This window comes from Roseibium aggregatum, from assembly GCF_014692675.1.
GTDB classification, from domain to species: Bacteria; Pseudomonadota; Alphaproteobacteria; order Rhizobiales; family Stappiaceae; genus Roseibium; species Roseibium aggregatum_C.
Window position 1 is genome coordinate 49165 of record NZ_JABFCZ010000010.1, and the last position, 15831, is coordinate 64995.

General features: G+C 63.3%; 14 protein-coding genes. 6 read left to right on the top strand and 8 right to left on the bottom strand.

Going from position 1 to position 15831, the window contains the following annotated elements:
- Window positions 1-6 precede the first annotated feature (6 nt).
- Genes HK439_RS10270 through HK439_RS10280 form a run of 3 tightly spaced genes read right to left on the bottom strand, consistent with a single transcriptional unit; the run spans window position 7 to window position 1904 of the window.
- A complete protein-coding gene (locus tag HK439_RS10270; RefSeq protein ID WP_190291322.1) occupies window positions 7-849 on the bottom strand; it encodes a class III extradiol dioxygenase family protein in 843 nt (280 codons plus the stop codon).
- Window positions 842-1198 (bottom strand): extradiol ring-cleavage dioxygenase, encoded by a 357-nt coding sequence (locus HK439_RS10275; RefSeq protein ID WP_190291323.1) that lies wholly within the window; start codon window positions 1196-1198, stop codon window positions 842-844. The genes HK439_RS10270 and HK439_RS10275 overlap by 8 nt, the downstream gene beginning before the upstream one ends.
- Window positions 1191-1904, bottom strand: a complete 714-nt coding sequence (locus HK439_RS10280; protein WP_190291324.1) for an alpha/beta fold hydrolase — start codon at window positions 1902-1904, stop codon at window positions 1191-1193. The genes HK439_RS10275 and HK439_RS10280 overlap by 8 nt, the downstream gene beginning before the upstream one ends.
- Window positions 1905-2282: 378 nt before the next feature.
- On the opposite strand from HK439_RS10280, the gene HK439_RS10285 reads away from it, so the two are divergent.
- Window positions 2283-3953: a formate--tetrahydrofolate ligase gene (locus HK439_RS10285; RefSeq protein WP_190291325.1), complete on the top strand. Its 1671-nt coding sequence runs from the start codon at window positions 2283-2285 to the stop codon at window positions 3951-3953.
- 203 nt (window positions 3954-4156) lie between these two features.
- On the opposite strand, the gene HK439_RS10290 is transcribed toward HK439_RS10285, so the two are convergent.
- Complete coding sequence (locus HK439_RS10290; protein ID WP_190291326.1) at window positions 4157-4507, bottom strand: hypothetical protein; 351 nt, start codon at window positions 4505-4507, stop codon at window positions 4157-4159.
- Window positions 4508-4689: 182 nt separating this feature from the next.
- Here HK439_RS10290 and HK439_RS10295 point away from each other — a divergent pair, with 182 nt between their 5' ends.
- The 5 genes from HK439_RS10295 (at window position 4690) to HK439_RS10315 (ending at window position 9737) form a co-directional block, all read left to right on the top strand.
- Window positions 4690-5391: a corrinoid protein gene (locus tag HK439_RS10295; RefSeq protein ID WP_190291327.1), complete on the top strand. Its 702-nt coding sequence runs from the start codon at window positions 4690-4692 to the stop codon at window positions 5389-5391.
- A gap of 22 nt (window positions 5392-5413) precedes the next feature.
- Window positions 5414-6061 carry a DUF1638 domain-containing protein gene (locus HK439_RS10300; RefSeq protein WP_190291328.1) on the top strand — a complete coding sequence of 216 codons (648 nt, stop codon included), beginning with the start codon at window positions 5414-5416 and terminating at the stop codon, window positions 6059-6061.
- Window positions 6062-6399: 338 nt separating this feature from the next.
- Window positions 6400-6720: a virulence factor gene (locus HK439_RS10305; protein ID WP_190291329.1), complete on the top strand. Its 321-nt coding sequence runs from the start codon at window positions 6400-6402 to the stop codon at window positions 6718-6720.
- A 16-nt stretch (window positions 6721-6736) separates the two neighbouring features.
- A complete protein-coding gene (locus tag HK439_RS10310) occupies window positions 6737-7690 on the top strand; it encodes a methyltetrahydrofolate cobalamin methyltransferase (protein ID WP_190291330.1) in 954 nt (317 codons plus the stop codon).
- Window positions 7691-7709: 19 nt separating this feature from the next.
- The gene (locus HK439_RS10315; protein ID WP_190291331.1) at window positions 7710-9737 is read left to right on the top strand and encodes an ASKHA domain-containing protein; all 2028 of its coding nucleotides are present in this window, start codon (window positions 7710-7712) and stop codon (window positions 9735-9737) included.
- A gap of 9 nt (window positions 9738-9746) precedes the next feature.
- Here HK439_RS10315 and HK439_RS10320 read toward each other — a convergent pair whose 3' ends face one another.
- The 4 genes from HK439_RS10320 to HK439_RS10335 all read right to left on the bottom strand — a co-directional run bounded on the left by HK439_RS10320 (window position 9747) and on the right by HK439_RS10335 (window position 15512).
- Window positions 9747-10979, bottom strand: coding sequence for an APC family permease (locus HK439_RS10320; RefSeq protein ID WP_190291332.1), 1233 nt, complete (start codon window positions 10977-10979; stop codon window positions 9747-9749).
- Window positions 10980-11021: 42 nt separating this feature from the next.
- Window positions 11022-11849 (bottom strand): DUF1194 domain-containing protein, encoded by an 828-nt coding sequence (locus HK439_RS10325; protein WP_190291333.1) that lies wholly within the window; start codon window positions 11847-11849, stop codon window positions 11022-11024.
- Between the two features lie 85 nt (window positions 11850-11934).
- Window positions 11935-12945: a betaine--homocysteine S-methyltransferase gene (gene bmt / locus HK439_RS10330; RefSeq protein WP_190291454.1), complete on the bottom strand. Its 1011-nt coding sequence runs from the start codon at window positions 12943-12945 to the stop codon at window positions 11935-11937.
- Between the two features lie 5 nt (window positions 12946-12950).
- Complete coding sequence (locus HK439_RS10335; RefSeq protein ID WP_190291334.1) at window positions 12951-15512, bottom strand: GcvT family protein; 2562 nt, start codon at window positions 15510-15512, stop codon at window positions 12951-12953.
- Window positions 15513-15831: the final 319 nt, after the last annotated feature.

Sequence of the window (15831 nt, forward strand, 5' to 3'; positions counted from 1 at the left end):
TCCCGCTCAGGCCGCGTTTTCCAGAAGCACCATGCCCGCACCGGTCATGGAGGCAGGCGCATAATAGTGCTTGTGCAGCAGATTGACATGGGGGTTCATTGCCGCGCGCATGACCAGCCACATGATCAGTTCCGCCCCTTCCGAACCGAACTGCTCGACGTAGTCCTCGCGGGTCATATTACGATAGGTTTCCGGATCATTGGCAATACCGTCGAGCCAGGCCAGGTCGGCTTCCCGGTTGATGAAGCCGGCACGAGTGCCCTGCAACTGGTGGGACAGGCCGCCGGTGCCCAGGATCACGACGCGTTCGTCGCCGGGCCAGCTTTCGATGGCTTCGCGCAGCACCTGGCCCATTTCCCAGCAGCGCTGGGGGGTCGGGATCGGGTACTGGACCGTATTGACCCAGATCGGCACGATCTTGACCGGCCATTTTTCCGGGCGGCCGAACATCAGTTCCATCGGCACCTGCAGGCCGTGATCGACGTCGATCTCGCGGCAGACCAGCGGATCGAAATGGCGCTCGACCAGCTTGTCGACGAAATGCCAGGAGAAGTCGACCGCGCCTTCGAAGTCGGGAATATCGCGGCGGCCCCAGCCTTCATCGACCGGCTTGTAGGTTTCCGCAACACCGACTGCGAAGGTCGGCACCCGGTCCAGGAAGAAGCTGTTGCCGTGATCGTTGAAGATCACCACGGCCACATCGGGCTTTGCTTCCCGCATCCACTCCTTCGCGGCCTCGTAGCCATCGAAGAACGGTTTCCAGTCGGGCGTTTCGGTCAGACCGCGGTCAAGCGCGACGCCGATAGAGGGCACGTGGGAGGTGCCGATACCACCAATGATCTCAGCCATGGTTCACCTTCTTTCCAAGCCGTTCGCTAAGGAACTGCTCATGGGGCATGCCGGCCTGTGCGGCGCCGATCTGGGTGATCGGCACCGGGTCGACCGCGGAGATTTTCAAAATGAAGAACAGATTGCCGCCGAGCCGCACCATCTCGTGCCAGTCACGCGCCTTGACCGCGGCCTTTTCCTCCGCCGACAGGCCGAAGCGGTCGAGGAAGGCGTCTTCATCGGCCCTGAAGGCTTCGCGGTTGGCCGGGTCGCCGAGCGCATTGGCCATCTTGTTGAGCTTGTAGCCCTTTAGCGAGCGCGCCCGGTCAAAGAGCGGCGTTTCGGGAATGTTATCTTGCTGATCAGCCATTGCACTCGTCTCCAAAAGTCCTGCCGAGCCAGTCGGTTACGGCTTTCACCACGTCTTCCGGCCGCTCGACCGGCGCGAAATGGCCGGCATCCTCGATGACGGCCAGTTCGGAATTCTTCGTGGCCGCCTTGATTTCCTCATGCTGGGCAATCGGACTCCAGCGGTCCTGACGGCCGACCAGAAGCAGGATCGGACAGTCGATATCGGTGAGGTAGGCCGTTGCATTGGGGCGTCCGACCAGCGCGCGGATATGACCTTCATGGATTTCAGCGTTGGCGCGCAGAACCATGGCGCGCAGCTTGTTCATCAGGTCTGCGTCGCCGACGCGGCGTTCGTCGACCATCGGCGGCAGCCACTGATCGGCGAGCTTTTCCATGCTCTCGTTGCCCAAATCGATCATGGCCTGGCGCTTGACGTCCTCGCCTTCGCGCTTCGGGCCATGGCCGGTATTGGCGAGCACAAGACCCTTGATCCGCTCCGGCGCGAGATGGGCCATTTCCATGGCGACCCGGCCGCCCATGGAATGGCCGACGACGATCAGGTCTCCCGGCACCTTGTCCAGCAGATCACGGGCCATGCCGGAGATCGAATTGCCGCCGTTCAGATCCGCCTGGTACACGGGCATCCTGTCCGCGACAGCATCTGCGAGCGGCTGCCATACGATGTCATCCGAGAGCAGCCCCGGAACGAGTACCAGCGTTGTCATCCGCATGCCTTGTCGTGTGTCATCTCAATGGAACGCCTGGTGAAAACCGGCACTTGCCACCCTCCTCGGAATGGCCGCGTGCATACATTTCTCCGCCCATGCGACCACTCATACTCAATTACGCATGATTTTGTATACATAGCATCACAAGAAGTCAAGCAATCGGCGCTCTTCCCGGCATTCAGAATTTCCGGGAAGCCGGAAAATCAGCCGAAATATGTGGCCTGTGGACTTCGTCGCATCCAGTCCGCCCCAGGTCGCATTTGCGCTTTTTGTATACACACCTTCTCGCCTAGCCTGTCGAAAACACAATTGCCAGGCCTGATTCCCGCGCAAGGAAGACCGGCCGAGCGGAAATAAAAGAGGGAGCGCCAGGGAATGAGCAGCGATATCGAGATTGCACGCAAGGCGAAGATGAAGCCGATTTCGGAAATCGGCGCACGGCTGGAGATTCCCGACGACGCCCTGATCCCCTTCGGCAGAACCAAGGCGAAGATTTCCGGTGACTATCTCGCCGGGCTCAACGGCCGGCCCAACGGCAAGCTGATCCTGGTTACCGCCATCAACCCGACACCGGCCGGCGAAGGCAAGACGACCACCACGGTCGGGCTCGGCGACGGGCTTAACCGGATCGGCAAGAAGGCCATGATCTGCCTGCGCGAGCCCTCGCTCGGCCCCTGCTTCGGCATGAAAGGCGGTGCGGCCGGCGGCGGCTATGCCCAGGTGGTGCCCATGGAGGACATCAATCTTCATTTCACCGGCGACTTCCACGCCATCACCTCGGCCAACAATCTGCTGTCCGCCCTGATCGACAATCATATCTACTGGGGCAACAAGCTGGAGATTGATCCGCGCCGGATCACCTGGAAGCGGGTGATGGACATGAACGACCGGGCGCTCCGCGAAATCGTCTGTTCGCTCGGCGGTGTCGCCAACGGGTTTCCGCGCGAAGGCGGGTTCGACATCACGGTGGCTTCCGAAATCATGGCGATCCTCTGCCTGGCCACCAGTCTTGAGGACCTGCAGCAGCGGCTCGGCAACATCATCGTCGGCTACCGGCGCGACCGCACCGCCGTCACGGCCCGGGAACTGGAGGCCGACGGCGCCATGACCGTGCTCCTGAAGGAAGCGATCCAGCCGAACCTGGTGCAGACCCTGGAAAACAATCCCGCCTTCATCCACGGCGGCCCATTTGCCAACATCGCCCATGGCTGCAATTCGGTCATGGCGACGAAATCGGCCCTGAAACTAGCGGATTATGTGGTCACGGAAGCCGGTTTCGGCGCGGACCTGGGGGCCGAAAAATTCTTCGATATCAAATGCCGCAAGGCCGGCCTTTCCCCCGATGCGGTCGTCATCGTCGCCACCGTCAGGGCGCTCAAGATGAACGGCGGGGTCTCCAAGGAGGATCTGGGCGCCGAGAACGTCGCGGCCGTGACCAAGGGGTGCGCCAACCTCGGACGCCATATCGAGAACATCAAACAGTTCGGCGTGCCCGCGGTCGTCGCGATCAACCATTTCACGGCGGACACCGAAGCCGAAGTCGAGGCGGTCAAGGCCTATTGCCGGGACCTCGGTGTCGACGCGGTCCTCGCCTCCCATTGGGCGAACGGCTCGGCCGGCACCGAGGAACTCGCCACCCACGTCGCCCGGCTCGCAGACAGCGGTCAGGCTCAGTTCGCGCCGCTCTACGACGATACCATGCCGCTGTTTGACAAGATCGAGACCGTTGCCCGGCGGATTTACCGGGCCGACGAGGTGCTGGCCGACAAGAGCATCCGCGATCAGTTGAAGCGCTGGGAGGCGGACGGCTTCGGCAATCTGCCGGTCTGCATGGCCAAGACGCAATATTCCTTCACTACCGATCCGGCTCGGCGCGGCGCCCCGACCGGGCACAGCGTACCCGTCCGCGAGGTGCGCCTGTCCGCCGGCGCCGGCTTCATCGTGGTGATCTGCGGGGAAATCATGACCATGCCCGGCCTGCCGAGCGTACCCTCGGCCAACCACATCGGGCTGGATGCAAACGGGCAGATCGAGGGGCTGTTCTAGGGTCGGAACCCACAAAAAACCCGACGTCGTCATCCCGGCCGGAGCAAGGCGGAGATCCGGGATCGGCGAGCCCCCTCGCTACCGGTGCCGATCAAATCACCAAAGACAGACCCGGGCTCCCCGGCCCCGGCTCGCGCTGTCGCTTGGCCGGGGTGACTAAGGAGAGGGTGGACTTTATTGGCAGTCTGAGGGCGGTACCCCGCCTACCCCGGCACCGCCGGCACGTCCCGGCGCAGGTCGGGCTCCTCGTGGATGAAGGTCACGTTCAGGGTCAGGCTGACTTCCTCGTCCCCGCTGCGTTCAGCCGCGCCCAGATCGTCCAGTTTCGCGGCGCTGTCGTCATCGAGCGCAACACCTGTATCCCGGACGGCAGTCCGGAACAGCCCCAGGGCTGACGCCGGCAGCACCAGCCGGAAGGTGGTCGCGATATTCGAAAACAGGGAATGGCCCTCGACCCAGCCGCCGGCCTTCAGGATCGCATCGTTCAGGTCGCCCATGACCGCGTGCCGGTTTTGACGGGTGAGACCGGACAGCATGACGATACGAGGCCTCATGGTGCAGGCTCCTTTTCGGGTAAGCGCAGCCGTTCGCGCCTTCCTTCTAACGGCAAGAAATTTATACCCGATTTCAGCCCCTGTCGCAGGTGCGACTTGAGATGTCGTTTTAAAGATATTGGAAAAAGCCGCTCGAATTCATTGTCGTCCGAATACGTTGCCGCAGCCGTTTTGGAGTTGCCATGTCCGACGATGATATCGACCTAGCCAGCCTTTCCGACGACGAACTCGTCGAGCAGATGCATGATGACCTTTACGACGGCCTTCAGGAGGAAATCCAGGACGCGGTCAACATCCTGCTGGAACGCGGCTGGGCGCCCTACGACATCCTGACCAAGGCGCTTGTCGAAGGCATGCGCATCGTCGGCGTCGACTTCAGGGACGGCATCCTGTTCGTGCCCGAAGTTCTCCTGTCGGCCAATGCCATGAAGGCCGGGATGGGCATCCTGCGGCCGCTGCTGGCGGAGACCGGTGCCCCGAAGGTGGGCAAGATGGTGATCGGCACGGTCAAGGGCGACATCCACGACATCGGCAAGAACCTGGTCTCCATGATGATGGAAGGCGCCGGGTTCGAGGTGATCGACCTCGGCATCAACAACCCGGTCGAGAACTACCTCGCCGCCATCGAGGAACATCAGCCGGACATCGTCGGCATGTCGGCGCTGCTCACCACCACCATGCCCTACATGAAGGTCGTCATCGACACCATGACCGAAAAGGGCCTGCGCGATGATTACATCGTCCTCGTCGGCGGCGCGCCGCTCAACGAGGAATTCGCCGACGCCATCGGCGCGGACGGTTATTGCCGGGATGCGGCCGTGGCGGTGGAAATGGCCAAGGATCTGATCGCCCGCAGGCACAACATGCTTGCCGGAAAAGCCTGAAAGCAGACAGGGAGGCGACGGAATGGCCTCCGGTGTACCGCTTTTTCCGTTTGAACCGGAGCCGGCTCCGCTCCGGAAGATCGGTCGTGTCCTGGTGATTGCCTGCGGCGCTCTTGCCCGTGAGATCAAGGCGATCCGGGAGCTGAACGGGTTCACCCATATCGACCTGACCTGCCTTCCCGCCCAGTTGCACAACACGCCGCAAAAGATCCCGGAGGCCGTGCGCGCGGCGGTTCTGCAGAAGCGCGACCTCTACGACGAGATCCTGGTGGCCTATGCCGATTGCGGCACCGGCGGCCTTCTGGACAACGTTCTGGAAGAAACCGGCGCGAAGCGGATCGGCGGCGCCCATTGCTACGCCTTCTTCACCGGGCTTGAGGCCTTCGACGCTCTGGAGGAAGACCAGCTCGGCACCTTCTACCTGACCGACTTCCTGGCCCGGCATTTCGAGACCATGGTCATGGCCCCGCTCGGCCTCAACTGGCACCCGCACCTGCGCGACCTCTACTTCGCCCACTACACCCGCGTGCTTTACCTGGCCCAGACCGACGACCCGAAGCTGGAGGACGCCGCCCGCAAGGCTGCCGAGCGCCTGGGACTGGCGTTTGAAATGCAGAAGACGGGGTATGGAATGCTGGAGACGTTTCTGGGGGAGAGGACGGCGGGCTGAAGCAAAATACGCCGGACGGGACAGACCGTGCGCCGCCCAGCCGCCTGATAATTCGGCCGATGCGAGTGGATTGCCCGGACTTCGCCGTGCAATGACACCGGGAAGGGCAAGGCCTTCCCACACAAACTGCGTCACACGGCGAAGTCCGGGTGATCCAATCCACCTCGCCGCAAATCCGGTGGGCGAAAAGGGGTGTGAAGAGGCCGAGCCATCCCCCTAGGAAGCGTGTTTGAAAGTCACAAAAATCCCGCGTCGCATTTCCACCTAGCCGTGCCGCTTTCCCGCGTCTTGAAAACCCGGACTTCCGGCAATCATGGGCATCGAAAGGACGCTCTCCCATGGCGCAGAAGATCATCGTTTACTGGCGGGATATCCCGGCGCAGGTGCTGGTAAAGCAGGGCCGCAAGGCCGCGCGGCGCGAGTTGCCGGCCGTCTTCATGGAAACGGTCGATGCCTGCGCGATGCGGGTCGGGGCGAAGGATACGGACGCCTATCTGGCGGAGTGGCGGCGGAGCGATCCCGTCGATGTCTCCGACGACCTGGAAAGCGAAGCGGATGCGGCGGCTGAAGCGCTCATTGCCGCCTATCCGAAAGACAGACTGAAAGACCTCATGGCACGGGAAGGCTTCGAGCCTTCCTCTGCCGATATTTCCTCCTGACCCCTGAGGGACAGCCATGACACGCACCGTCGTTGCCTCTGCCACAAGAGAAATCATCATCGGCTTCGACCAGCCGTTTTGTGTCATCGGAGAGCGGATCAATCCGACCGGACGCAAGAAGCTGGCGGCCGAAATGATCGCCGGAAACTTCGATACGGTCGAGGCCGATGCCCTCGCCCAGGTCGCGGCCGGCGCCACCATGCTCGATGTCAACGCGGGCGTGACGGCGGTCAATCCGAACGAGACCGAGCCGCCGTTGCTCGTCAAAACTCTCGAGATCGTTCAAGGACTTGTGGACGTTCCCTTGTCCATCGATTCATCCGTGACGGCGGCCATCGAGGCCGGCCTGAAGGTCGCCAAGGGCCGTCCGCTGGTGAACTCGGTCACCGGCGAAGAGGAAAAGCTGGAAGCGATCCTCCCGCTCTGCAAGAAATACGACGTGCCGGTGGTGGCCATCTCCAACGACGAGACCGGCATTTCCGAAGATCCGGACGTGCGCTTTGCGGTCGCCAAGAAGATCGTGGAACGGGCCGCAGACTACGGTATTCCGGCCCATGACATCGTGGTCGATCCGCTGGTGATGCCGATCGGCGCCATGGGCACAGCCGGCCGGCAGGTGTTCGCCCTGCTCCGACGCCTGCGCGAGGAGCTGAAGGTCAACACCACTTGCGGGCTGTCCAACATCTCCTTCGGCCTGCCCCATCGCCACGGCATCAACGCCGCCTTCATCCCGATGGTGGTTGCTTCCGGAATGACCAGCGCGATCATGAACCCCTGCCGGCCGCAGGAAATGGAAGCGGTGCGCGCGGCCAACGTGCTTGCCGGCCACGATCCCAATTGCGGCGAATGGATCATGAAGTATCGTGACTATACGCCGGCTGCGGCGGGTGCCCCGGCAACGGCGTCCGCCGCCCCGGCTGGCGGCCGCCGACGCGGCGGACGCGAGGGCCGGCGCGGAGCGGCTGTCTGAAGACATTTGAAAGAACGGAATGACTGAAACGAAGGATCTGGCGAAGGTCGTCTTCCAGCCGAGCGGCCGGCGGGGCATGTTTCCGCTCGGAACGCCGCTGCTCGATGCTGCCCGCTCCCTCGGGGTCTATGTGGAATCCGTCTGCGGCGGGCGTGGCATTTGCGGCCGCTGCCAGATTTCCGTGTCCGAAGGCACCTTCGCCAAGGAAGCCCTGACCAGTGCGGCCGAAAACCTTGCCCGTGAAACCGAGGCAGAGGCACGCTACCGGGGCTTGCGCAACCTTGCCAGCGACCGGCGCCTCTCCTGCCAGGCGAAGATCCAGGGCGACCTCATCGTCGATATTCCGACCGATGCCCAGACCAACCGGCAGATCGTGCGCAAGCGCGCCGAGGTGCGGGCGATCGAGCCGAAGTCGTCGATTACGCTTGCCACGGTCACCATCGCCGAACCGGACATGGACCTGCCGCGCGGCGATGCCGACCGGCTGCGCGAGGCCCTGGCCGAAAAGGCCGGTCTTTCCGGGCTCATTCTGGACCCGGCCCTGCTCGCCTCGGTCCAGGCGACCTTGCGTGCGGGCAACTGGACCGTGACGGCCGCGATCCACCAGGACAATGCCTCTGACCCGATGGTCACCGCGCTCTGGCCTGGAGAAAAGGCAACCGTTTACGGTCTTGCGGTCGACATCGGCTCCACGACCATCGCGGCCCACCTCTGCGACCTTAAGACCGGCCGCACGGTTTCCTCCGCCGGAACCTCCAATCCGCAGATCCGCTTCGGCGAAGACCTGATGTCCCGGGTCTCCTACATCCAGATGAACCCGGAAAAGCTGCCGGACCTCACCAGGGTCGTGCGCGATGCGATCAACGCGCTGATCGGCAAGCTCACCGGCGATGTGGGCGCGGAGCGTACCGATGTGCTCGACGCCACCTTCGTCGGCAACCCGGTGATGCATCACCTGTTCCTCGGGATCAGCCCGGTGGAACTCGGCGGGGCGCCCTTCGCGCTCGCGGTCTCCGACGCCTTCACCCTGCCCGCCCGCGATCTCGATCTGGACCTCAATCGCGGCGCGCGGGTCTATATGCTGCCCTGCATTGCCGGCCATGTCGGCGCCGATGCGGCGGCCGCCACCCTGTCCGAAGCGCCCTACAAGCGGGACGACATCACCCTTTTGGTGGATGTCGGCACCAACGCGGAAATCGTGCTCGGCAACAAGGACCGGCTGCTTGCCGCCAGTTCCCCGACCGGGCCCGCCTTCGAGGGTGCGGAAATCTCCTCCGGCCAGCGGGCCGCCCCCGGCGCCATCGAGCGCCTCAGGATCGACCGGGACACCCTGGAGCCGCGCTTCAAGGTGATCGGCCTCGACGAATGGTCCGACGAGCCCGAATTTGCCGAAAAGATCGACCAGGTGGGCGTCACCGGCATCTGCGGCTCCGGCATCATCGAGGCGGTGGCGGAAATGTATCTGTCCGGCCTGATCACCGAGGACGGTGTCATCGACGGCGCGATGGCAGAACGGACGGTCCGTATCGTTCCCAGGGGCCGGACCTTTGCCTATGTGATTGCAACGGACGGCATCGAGATCTCCATCCTCCAGACCGATATCCGGGCAATCCAGCTTGCCAAGGCCGCCCTTTATGCCGGGGTCAAGCTGTTGCAGGACAAGCTCGGCACCAGCCGGATCGACCGGATCCGGCTTGCGGGCGCCTTCGGCAGCTATATCGACCCGACCTATGCCATGGTGCTGGGCCTCATTCCGGACTGCCCGATCGACGGTGTGGCGGGGGTCGGCAATGCGGCCGGGACAGGCGCGCGCATGGCGCTCCTCAACACCGATTACCGGCGCGAGATCGAGCAGACTGTCCGGGAGATCGAAAAGATCGAGACCGCGCTGGAGCCGAAGTTCCAGGAGCATTTCGTCAACGCCATGGCCCTTCCCAACAAGGTAGACCCGTTTCCGAACCTGCGCGAAGCCGTGGCCCTGCCGGAACGCAAGCTCCAGGCCGGTGGCGATGCAGGCAGCGGGCGCAGGCGTCGTCGCCGGGGTTAGCTCCGATCCTCAGTGACCGCCCAGCGCGCCGGTTCCGATCTGAAAACCGGCAATAACGACGCAGATCACCGTGCCGGCAAGGCCCCACCAGCGGAAACGATGGAGTGTCCTGTCGCCCAGACGGCTGCCGAGGCGGAACAGCGACAGGTTGACCAGGGCAAAGACCGCCAGCGTCACCAGGCTCGTCGCCTCGGCCAGCTTGACCAGCGGAAATGAAAACGCCAGCACCAGGATGACGATCGTCACCACCAGCGTCGCCCGACCAGGCGTCCGCCTTTGCGGACCGACCCAGGCAAACCACCCGGGCGCAATGCCATCGTTCGCCATGCCGTAAAGAACCCGGCTCACCATGACGATCTGCACCAGGATGCCGTTGATCATGGCGATCGCCGCGGCCGCCGCGACGGGCTTGCCGGAAAACCCGGTGATCTGCTCGAAGAGGTCCGACATCGGTGCGGTCGATCCGGCAACCGCCTCCCTGTCCGGCGCCATGACCGCGACCACGGACAGGAGCACGTAGAGCACGACCGTGATGCCGAGCGTCCAGAACACGGCCCGTGGCGCGGTGCGCTCCGGCTCCACCGTTTCCTCGGCCATGTTCTCGATATCCTCGAAGCCGACAAAGGCGAAAAAGGCAATCACGCCGCCCGACAGGATGCCGGCAAGCAGGGTCCCGTCCGGCGGCGGAACGAACGAGGGCGCCCATTTCGGTACGTCCGCGATCAACGGCGCGCCGAAGATGATGACGATAATGAGGGTGCCGACCTCCAGAAACGTGATCAGCCCGGCGAAAAGCACGCTCTCGCGCACGCCGAACCAGGCAATGGCCGCCAGTCCGCAAACGACGGCGACGAGGAGAACCTCCTGCGGCAGCGGCACCAGGGCCTGCATGTATCCGGCAAAGGCAAGGGCGACCACGGCGCTTGAGATCGTCCCGGTCGCACAGACCCCGTAGCCCACAAGCTGCCCCGGGAACGCGCCAATCCCGCGATGAACAAAGACCGCCTCGCCGCCCGCCTTCGGAAACCGGCTGACCAGAAGCGCATAGGAAACGCCGGTCACACCGGCAATCAGCCCGGCCAGCAGAAAGGACAGGGGCGCGTAACTGCCCGCCAGCGCAAGGATCTCCCCGATCAGCGCAAAAATACCGGCGCCGACGGTGACGCCGACGCCGTAGAAGACCAGCCACGGCAGGGTCAGGGCCCGCCTCAGGGTCGCCGGTTTTGATTCTGGCTCGCTCATGGGGCCATTAATGCAGATCCGACCGAGGGAAGTCGATCAGGATTAGCGGTCGAAATCGTCGAACTGCCACATCCGCTGCTGCCAGATCCTTTCTCCGATCAGGCAGTCATAAGGCTCTTCCTTGAAGAGCTGGGCCGGGATCACCCGAGGCTCCGGCTGTTCCACACCGCCGATTTCCAGCACCAGCTTACGCCGGACGGCTTCGGGAAACTGTTCCCATTCGGTCACCGGGATCACAAAACTGCCCGGACCGCCGGTCACGCAGCGATAATAGTAGCGATCCAGATCCGGAATGTTGAAAGCCGACCCCACACCGCTCGAGGTCATCAGCGGCAGGCCGTTGATGACGATGCCCCTGGCCACGGCCTTGTCCCGCTCCTCGGTTACGGGAACGCCCTGATTGTTCGGACCGTCCCCGGAGATGTCGATCACGAGCCGGTCCGCCGCATAGGGGACCGCTTCAAGCCGTTTCACGCCCGCACGGATCGCACCTGACAGGGACGTGCGCCGCGCGCCCATGCTTCGTTCCGAAAGAAGCAGGGCCGCGATCGCCTCGGCATCGGCCTGGTTTTCGATCAGCGTCCAGCCGACGATTTCATGGATGTAACTGTCGGCGGCCCATTCATAGAGGGTGACAGCGATACGGCCGTAGACGCCGTCCTGGATCGCGCGGACGACTTCGGGGCTGGTTATTGCCGCGGCATAGCCCTTGCGCTGGATCTGCAGCTCTTCATAGGACATGGACCGGGAGACGTCGACGGCGATCACAAGCGCAACATCGACCCGCTCCTGCGCCCTCGCAGAAGGCAGGAAAACCAGGAAAAGCAGCAATGCGCCGGCAACCGGCCTGAGACATCCCGGAATACGCATGCTTCAGCGTAAATCAGGCAGGCATATTCCGCCTAGAGGCAATTGTTCGTGCGACCGATAACGCCTTCGTTATCAGGTCTCGTTATCAGGCGTCCCGGCGGCGCCGGCGCCGGGCGCCCCGGTCCTCTCCACTGGCAGGATTTGCAGGCGGCGACACAAGCGGTCCGATCTTGCCAAGGACCTCCTCAAGGGAGGGCCTCTCTCCTCCCGCGTGGCTGTCCATCGCTTGCCGCATGGCGGCGATATGGCCGGCGGAGGTGCCGCAGCAGCCGCCGATAATCCGTGCACCGGCATCCATCGCCATACGGGTGTAGTCGGCCATCAGTTCCGGCGTGCCGGTATAGACAACCTCGTCGCCCCGGATCTGGGGGATGCCGCAGTTTCCCTTGGCAACGACGATGGCTTCCGGGTCGGCTTCGGTGATCTCCAGGATCGCCGCCAGGAGATCGGACGCCCCGACCCCGCAATTGGAACCGATGGCGACCGGCGTGCAGGCAAATTCGGATTTCAGCGACCCGAGACCTTTCGGCGGCAGGCCCATCATGGTCCGGCCCGCGGTGTCGAAGCTGGCGGTGATCACCAGCGGCAGTCCGCTGCCGTGTGCGGCTTCGGCCGCCGCCTTCATTTCTTCCGCCGCGGACATGGTCTCGACCCAGAGGATATCCGCCCCGCCTTCGACGAGCCCCTCGATCTGTTCGCGGAAGGCTTCGACCGCATCTTCATGGCTCAGGGCGCCGAGCGGCTGGAACAGTTCGCCCGTCGGGCCGATCGAGCCTGCGATCAGGACGTCACGCCCTGCGTCTTCGATTACTTCGCGGGCCAGGCGAACGGCGGCGGCGTTCAGTTCCTTGACCCGGCCTTCCGCCCCGTGCAGCTTCAACCGGTGCCTGTTGGCGCCGAAGGTGTTGGTCAGGATGATATCGGATCCTGCCTCAACGAAGCCGCGATGCAGCGCCCTGATCCTGTCCGGTTCCTCGACGTTCCACAGTTCCGGCGCATCGCCCGAGGTCAACCCCATGTCAAACAGCGTCGTGCCCGTCGCACCATCGGCCAGAAGCGCACCTTTTTCAGCGAGGAGTTCTTCGAATCTCGACATGGACATCAGGACCGCGGCTTCAGGTTTTCCGGGTCGTAGAGCGGCGTATAGCCGACGGCGACCACCTCGACCGGATAGGTCTCGGAGAAATACTCGACATTCAGCTTGCGGCCGACCTGGCAATAGGCCTGCGGCAGGTAGGCGAGCGCGATGTTCTTGCCGACGGTCGGGCCATAGGCGACCGAAGTCGTGTAGGACAGGCGGCCCAGCTCATCGACAAGCGTCTTGCCGGTATCCGGGTCCATGACCGGCATGGCGCCCACCGGATACCGCTTCACGCCGCTTGCGTCTGTGTTTTCCGTCATCACCAGGGTGCAGAGCATGGCGGGCTGGTGTTCGCGCGCCTTGTACTCGACGTGCTTTGCCTTGCCGCGGAAGTCGGCTTCCTTGACTTTCGGACGGGCGAGATCGCATTCGATCAGATTGTACTGGGTCAAGAGGTCGGCGTTCTGCAAGCGCAGGGATTTTTCCATGCGGCGCGAGTTGGCGTAGGTCTCGACGCCGACGGCCATGACACCGATTGCGCGCAGGGCATCCCAGACGGCAAGGCCGTCCTCGTATTTCATGTGCAGTTCCCAGCCCTGCTCGCCGACATAGGACAGGCGGAAGGCGGTCACGGTCTTGCCGGCGATCTCTATCTCTTTAATCGCGGCGAAGGGGAAATTTTCCGGATCGAGGCCGGCCGGGTCGGCCACGACCTTCTTCAGATTTTCCCGGGCGTTCGGACCCCAGATGCCGATGGTCGTATATTGCTCGCTCACATCGGTGACGGTGACGTCGAAGCCCTTGTCCTCGGCGATGCGCTTGACGTAGTGGTAGTCGCGCGGGCCGGCATCGGCGCCGTCGACCACGCGGCAGCGGTCGGCCATGCGGATCACCGTCAGGTCGGCGCGCACCATGCCCTCATCGTCGAGGAAGTGGGTGTAGATGCCCTTGCCGATGTTGTTGTCACCACCGATTTTTGCCGCGCACAGCCATTCCATCAGCGCCACATGGTCCGGGCCTTCGACGTCAAACATGTAGAAGTGCGACAGGTTGATGATGCCGCAGTCCTCGCTCAATGCCAGGTGTTCGGCGTTGGACACGCGCCAGAAATGGCGGTTGTCCCATTCGTTCTCGCGAACCGGAACCTTGTCGCCGTATTTTTCCAGCAGATGCTCGTTGGCGGCATAGCCGTGGGCGCGCTCCCAGCCGCCGAGTTCCATGAAATACCCGCCGAGTTCGACTTCCCGCTCATAGAAGGGCGAACGCTTGACGTTCCTTCCCGTCGCATAGGGTTCACGCGGGTGGATTGCCGGGAAGTAGATCTTCTGGGCGGCCTCGTAACAGCGTCCCTCGATGAACTTTTCTTCCAGCTGGTGCTGATAGAAGCGCGCATAGTCGATCGACGCGTGGTCGATTTCGGTCCGGCCGTCGGTGATCCAGTCGGCGATCAGTTTACCGTAGCCGGGGCCGTCCTTGACCCAGATCGCGACGCAGTACCAGAGGCCGCGCACCTTCTGGCTTTCACCGCAGGACGGTCCGCCGCCGGCGGACACCTGCAGCAGGCCGTTGAAGGAATGGCCTTCGTTGTAACCGAGTTCGCCCAGGATCGGCGTGAGTTCCATGGCGCGTTCGAGCGGCTCGATCACCTGTTCCATCTCCAGGTCGCGCTGGGACGGCGACAGGCGCGCCACGTCCTTTTCCAGGAGATCGCGCGGGTGGCACATGCGCGGATGGGTGGTCTCGTAATAGCCCCACTCGATCTGGCCGCCCTCTGTCGTCTTCGGATCGCCGGTGTCGCGCATATAGGCGGAATTGCCCTGGTCGCGCATCAGCGGGAAGCCGATTTCCTTGCCCGTGCCGGCGAACTCGTTATAGGGGCCGAAGAAGGTGAGCGGGTGATCGACCGGCATGACCGGCAGGTCCTCGCCGACCATTTCGGCAATCAGACGGCCCCAGAGACCGGCGCAGACGATGACATGATCGGCCATGATCGTGCCGCGATGGGTAACGACCCCGGTGATGCGGCCGTTCTCCACCAGAAGCGACTTGGCGGGCGTATTGGCGAAGACCTTCAGCTTGCCGCTTTGCTCGCCCGCGTCGACCAGTTTGCCGGCAACGGTCTGCGAACGCGGAACGACGAGGCCGGCGTCGGGATCGAACATGCCGCCCTGGACCATGTCCTCCTCGATCAGCGGAAACTTCTCCTTGATCTCGGCCGGGGTGACGAGACGGACATTGGTGCCGAAGGCCTTGCCCGAGGTCACCTTGCGCTTGATCTCTTCCATCCAGGCGTCGTCGCCGGTACGCGCCACTTCCAGGCCGCCGATCCGGGCGTAGTGGCCCATCTTCTCGAAGAAATCGATGGAATACTGGGTGGTCCAGACCGAGAGATAGTCGTGGCTGGTCGTGTAGCAGAAGTCGGAGGCGTGCGCGGTCGAGCCGATGTCTGTGGGAATGCCGGACTTGTCGATGCCGACGATGTCGGTCCAGCCGCGTTCGATGAGGTGATGCGCCACCGAAGCGCCGACAATGCCGCCCAGACCGACGATGACGACTTGTGCCTTGTCAGGAAATGCTGACATTTCTCATTCCTCTTCAATAGACCGGACCCGAAGCGCCTTGCACACTGCCTTTGAGTCCAAGGACAGGAGCGTTAGGGTTCATCCTTCAGGCACCGCGAATCCGTGCGGCATCGTCTGCCGGCCATTCCCGTTTGCGAGGAAGCCTAGGTTGGGTTTCCAAAGATCAGATGCGGCAAGCCGACATGCTCTGTCGTCAAGACGCCATTCGCCCTGACGCAGGACGGTCCGTGACGTTTTTAGAAAAGGCTGAGACGGATACGGACGGAGGTGTTAAACCGGTCTCGCGCACACTCGCACTCCCTCGTTCGAGTAGCCAGAT

Bases quoted from the DNA above. Each gene is read 5' to 3' on its own strand.
- HK439_RS10270 (WP_190291322.1), bottom strand. From the start codon at position 849: ATGGCTGAGATCATTGGTGGTATCGGCACCTCCCACGTGCCCTCTATC.
- HK439_RS10275 (WP_190291323.1), bottom strand. From the start codon at position 1,198: ATGGCTGATCAGCAAGATAACATTCCCGAAACGCCGCTCTTTGACCGG.
- HK439_RS10280 (WP_190291324.1), bottom strand. From the start codon at position 1,904: ATGACAACGCTGGTACTCGTTCCGGGGCTGCTCTCGGATGACATCGTA.
- HK439_RS10285 (WP_190291325.1), top strand. From the start codon at position 2,283: ATGAGCAGCGATATCGAGATTGCACGCAAGGCGAAGATGAAGCCGATT.
- HK439_RS10290 (WP_190291326.1), bottom strand. From the start codon at position 4,507: ATGAGGCCTCGTATCGTCATGCTGTCCGGTCTCACCCGTCAAAACCGG.
- HK439_RS10295 (WP_190291327.1), top strand. From the start codon at position 4,690: ATGTCCGACGATGATATCGACCTAGCCAGCCTTTCCGACGACGAACTC.
- HK439_RS10300 (WP_190291328.1), top strand. From the start codon at position 5,414: ATGGCCTCCGGTGTACCGCTTTTTCCGTTTGAACCGGAGCCGGCTCCG.
- HK439_RS10305 (WP_190291329.1), top strand. From the start codon at position 6,400: ATGGCGCAGAAGATCATCGTTTACTGGCGGGATATCCCGGCGCAGGTG.
- HK439_RS10310 (WP_190291330.1), top strand. From the start codon at position 6,737: ATGACACGCACCGTCGTTGCCTCTGCCACAAGAGAAATCATCATCGGC.
- HK439_RS10315 (WP_190291331.1), top strand. From the start codon at position 7,710: ATGACTGAAACGAAGGATCTGGCGAAGGTCGTCTTCCAGCCGAGCGGC.
- HK439_RS10320 (WP_190291332.1), bottom strand. From the start codon at position 10,979: ATGAGCGAGCCAGAATCAAAACCGGCGACCCTGAGGCGGGCCCTGACC.
- HK439_RS10325 (WP_190291333.1), bottom strand. From the start codon at position 11,849: ATGCGTATTCCGGGATGTCTCAGGCCGGTTGCCGGCGCATTGCTGCTT.
- bmt (WP_190291454.1), bottom strand. From the start codon at position 12,945: ATGTCGAGATTCGAAGAACTCCTCGCTGAAAAAGGTGCGCTTCTGGCC.
- HK439_RS10335 (WP_190291334.1), bottom strand. From the start codon at position 15,512: ATGTCAGCATTTCCTGACAAGGCACAAGTCGTCATCGTCGGTCTGGGC.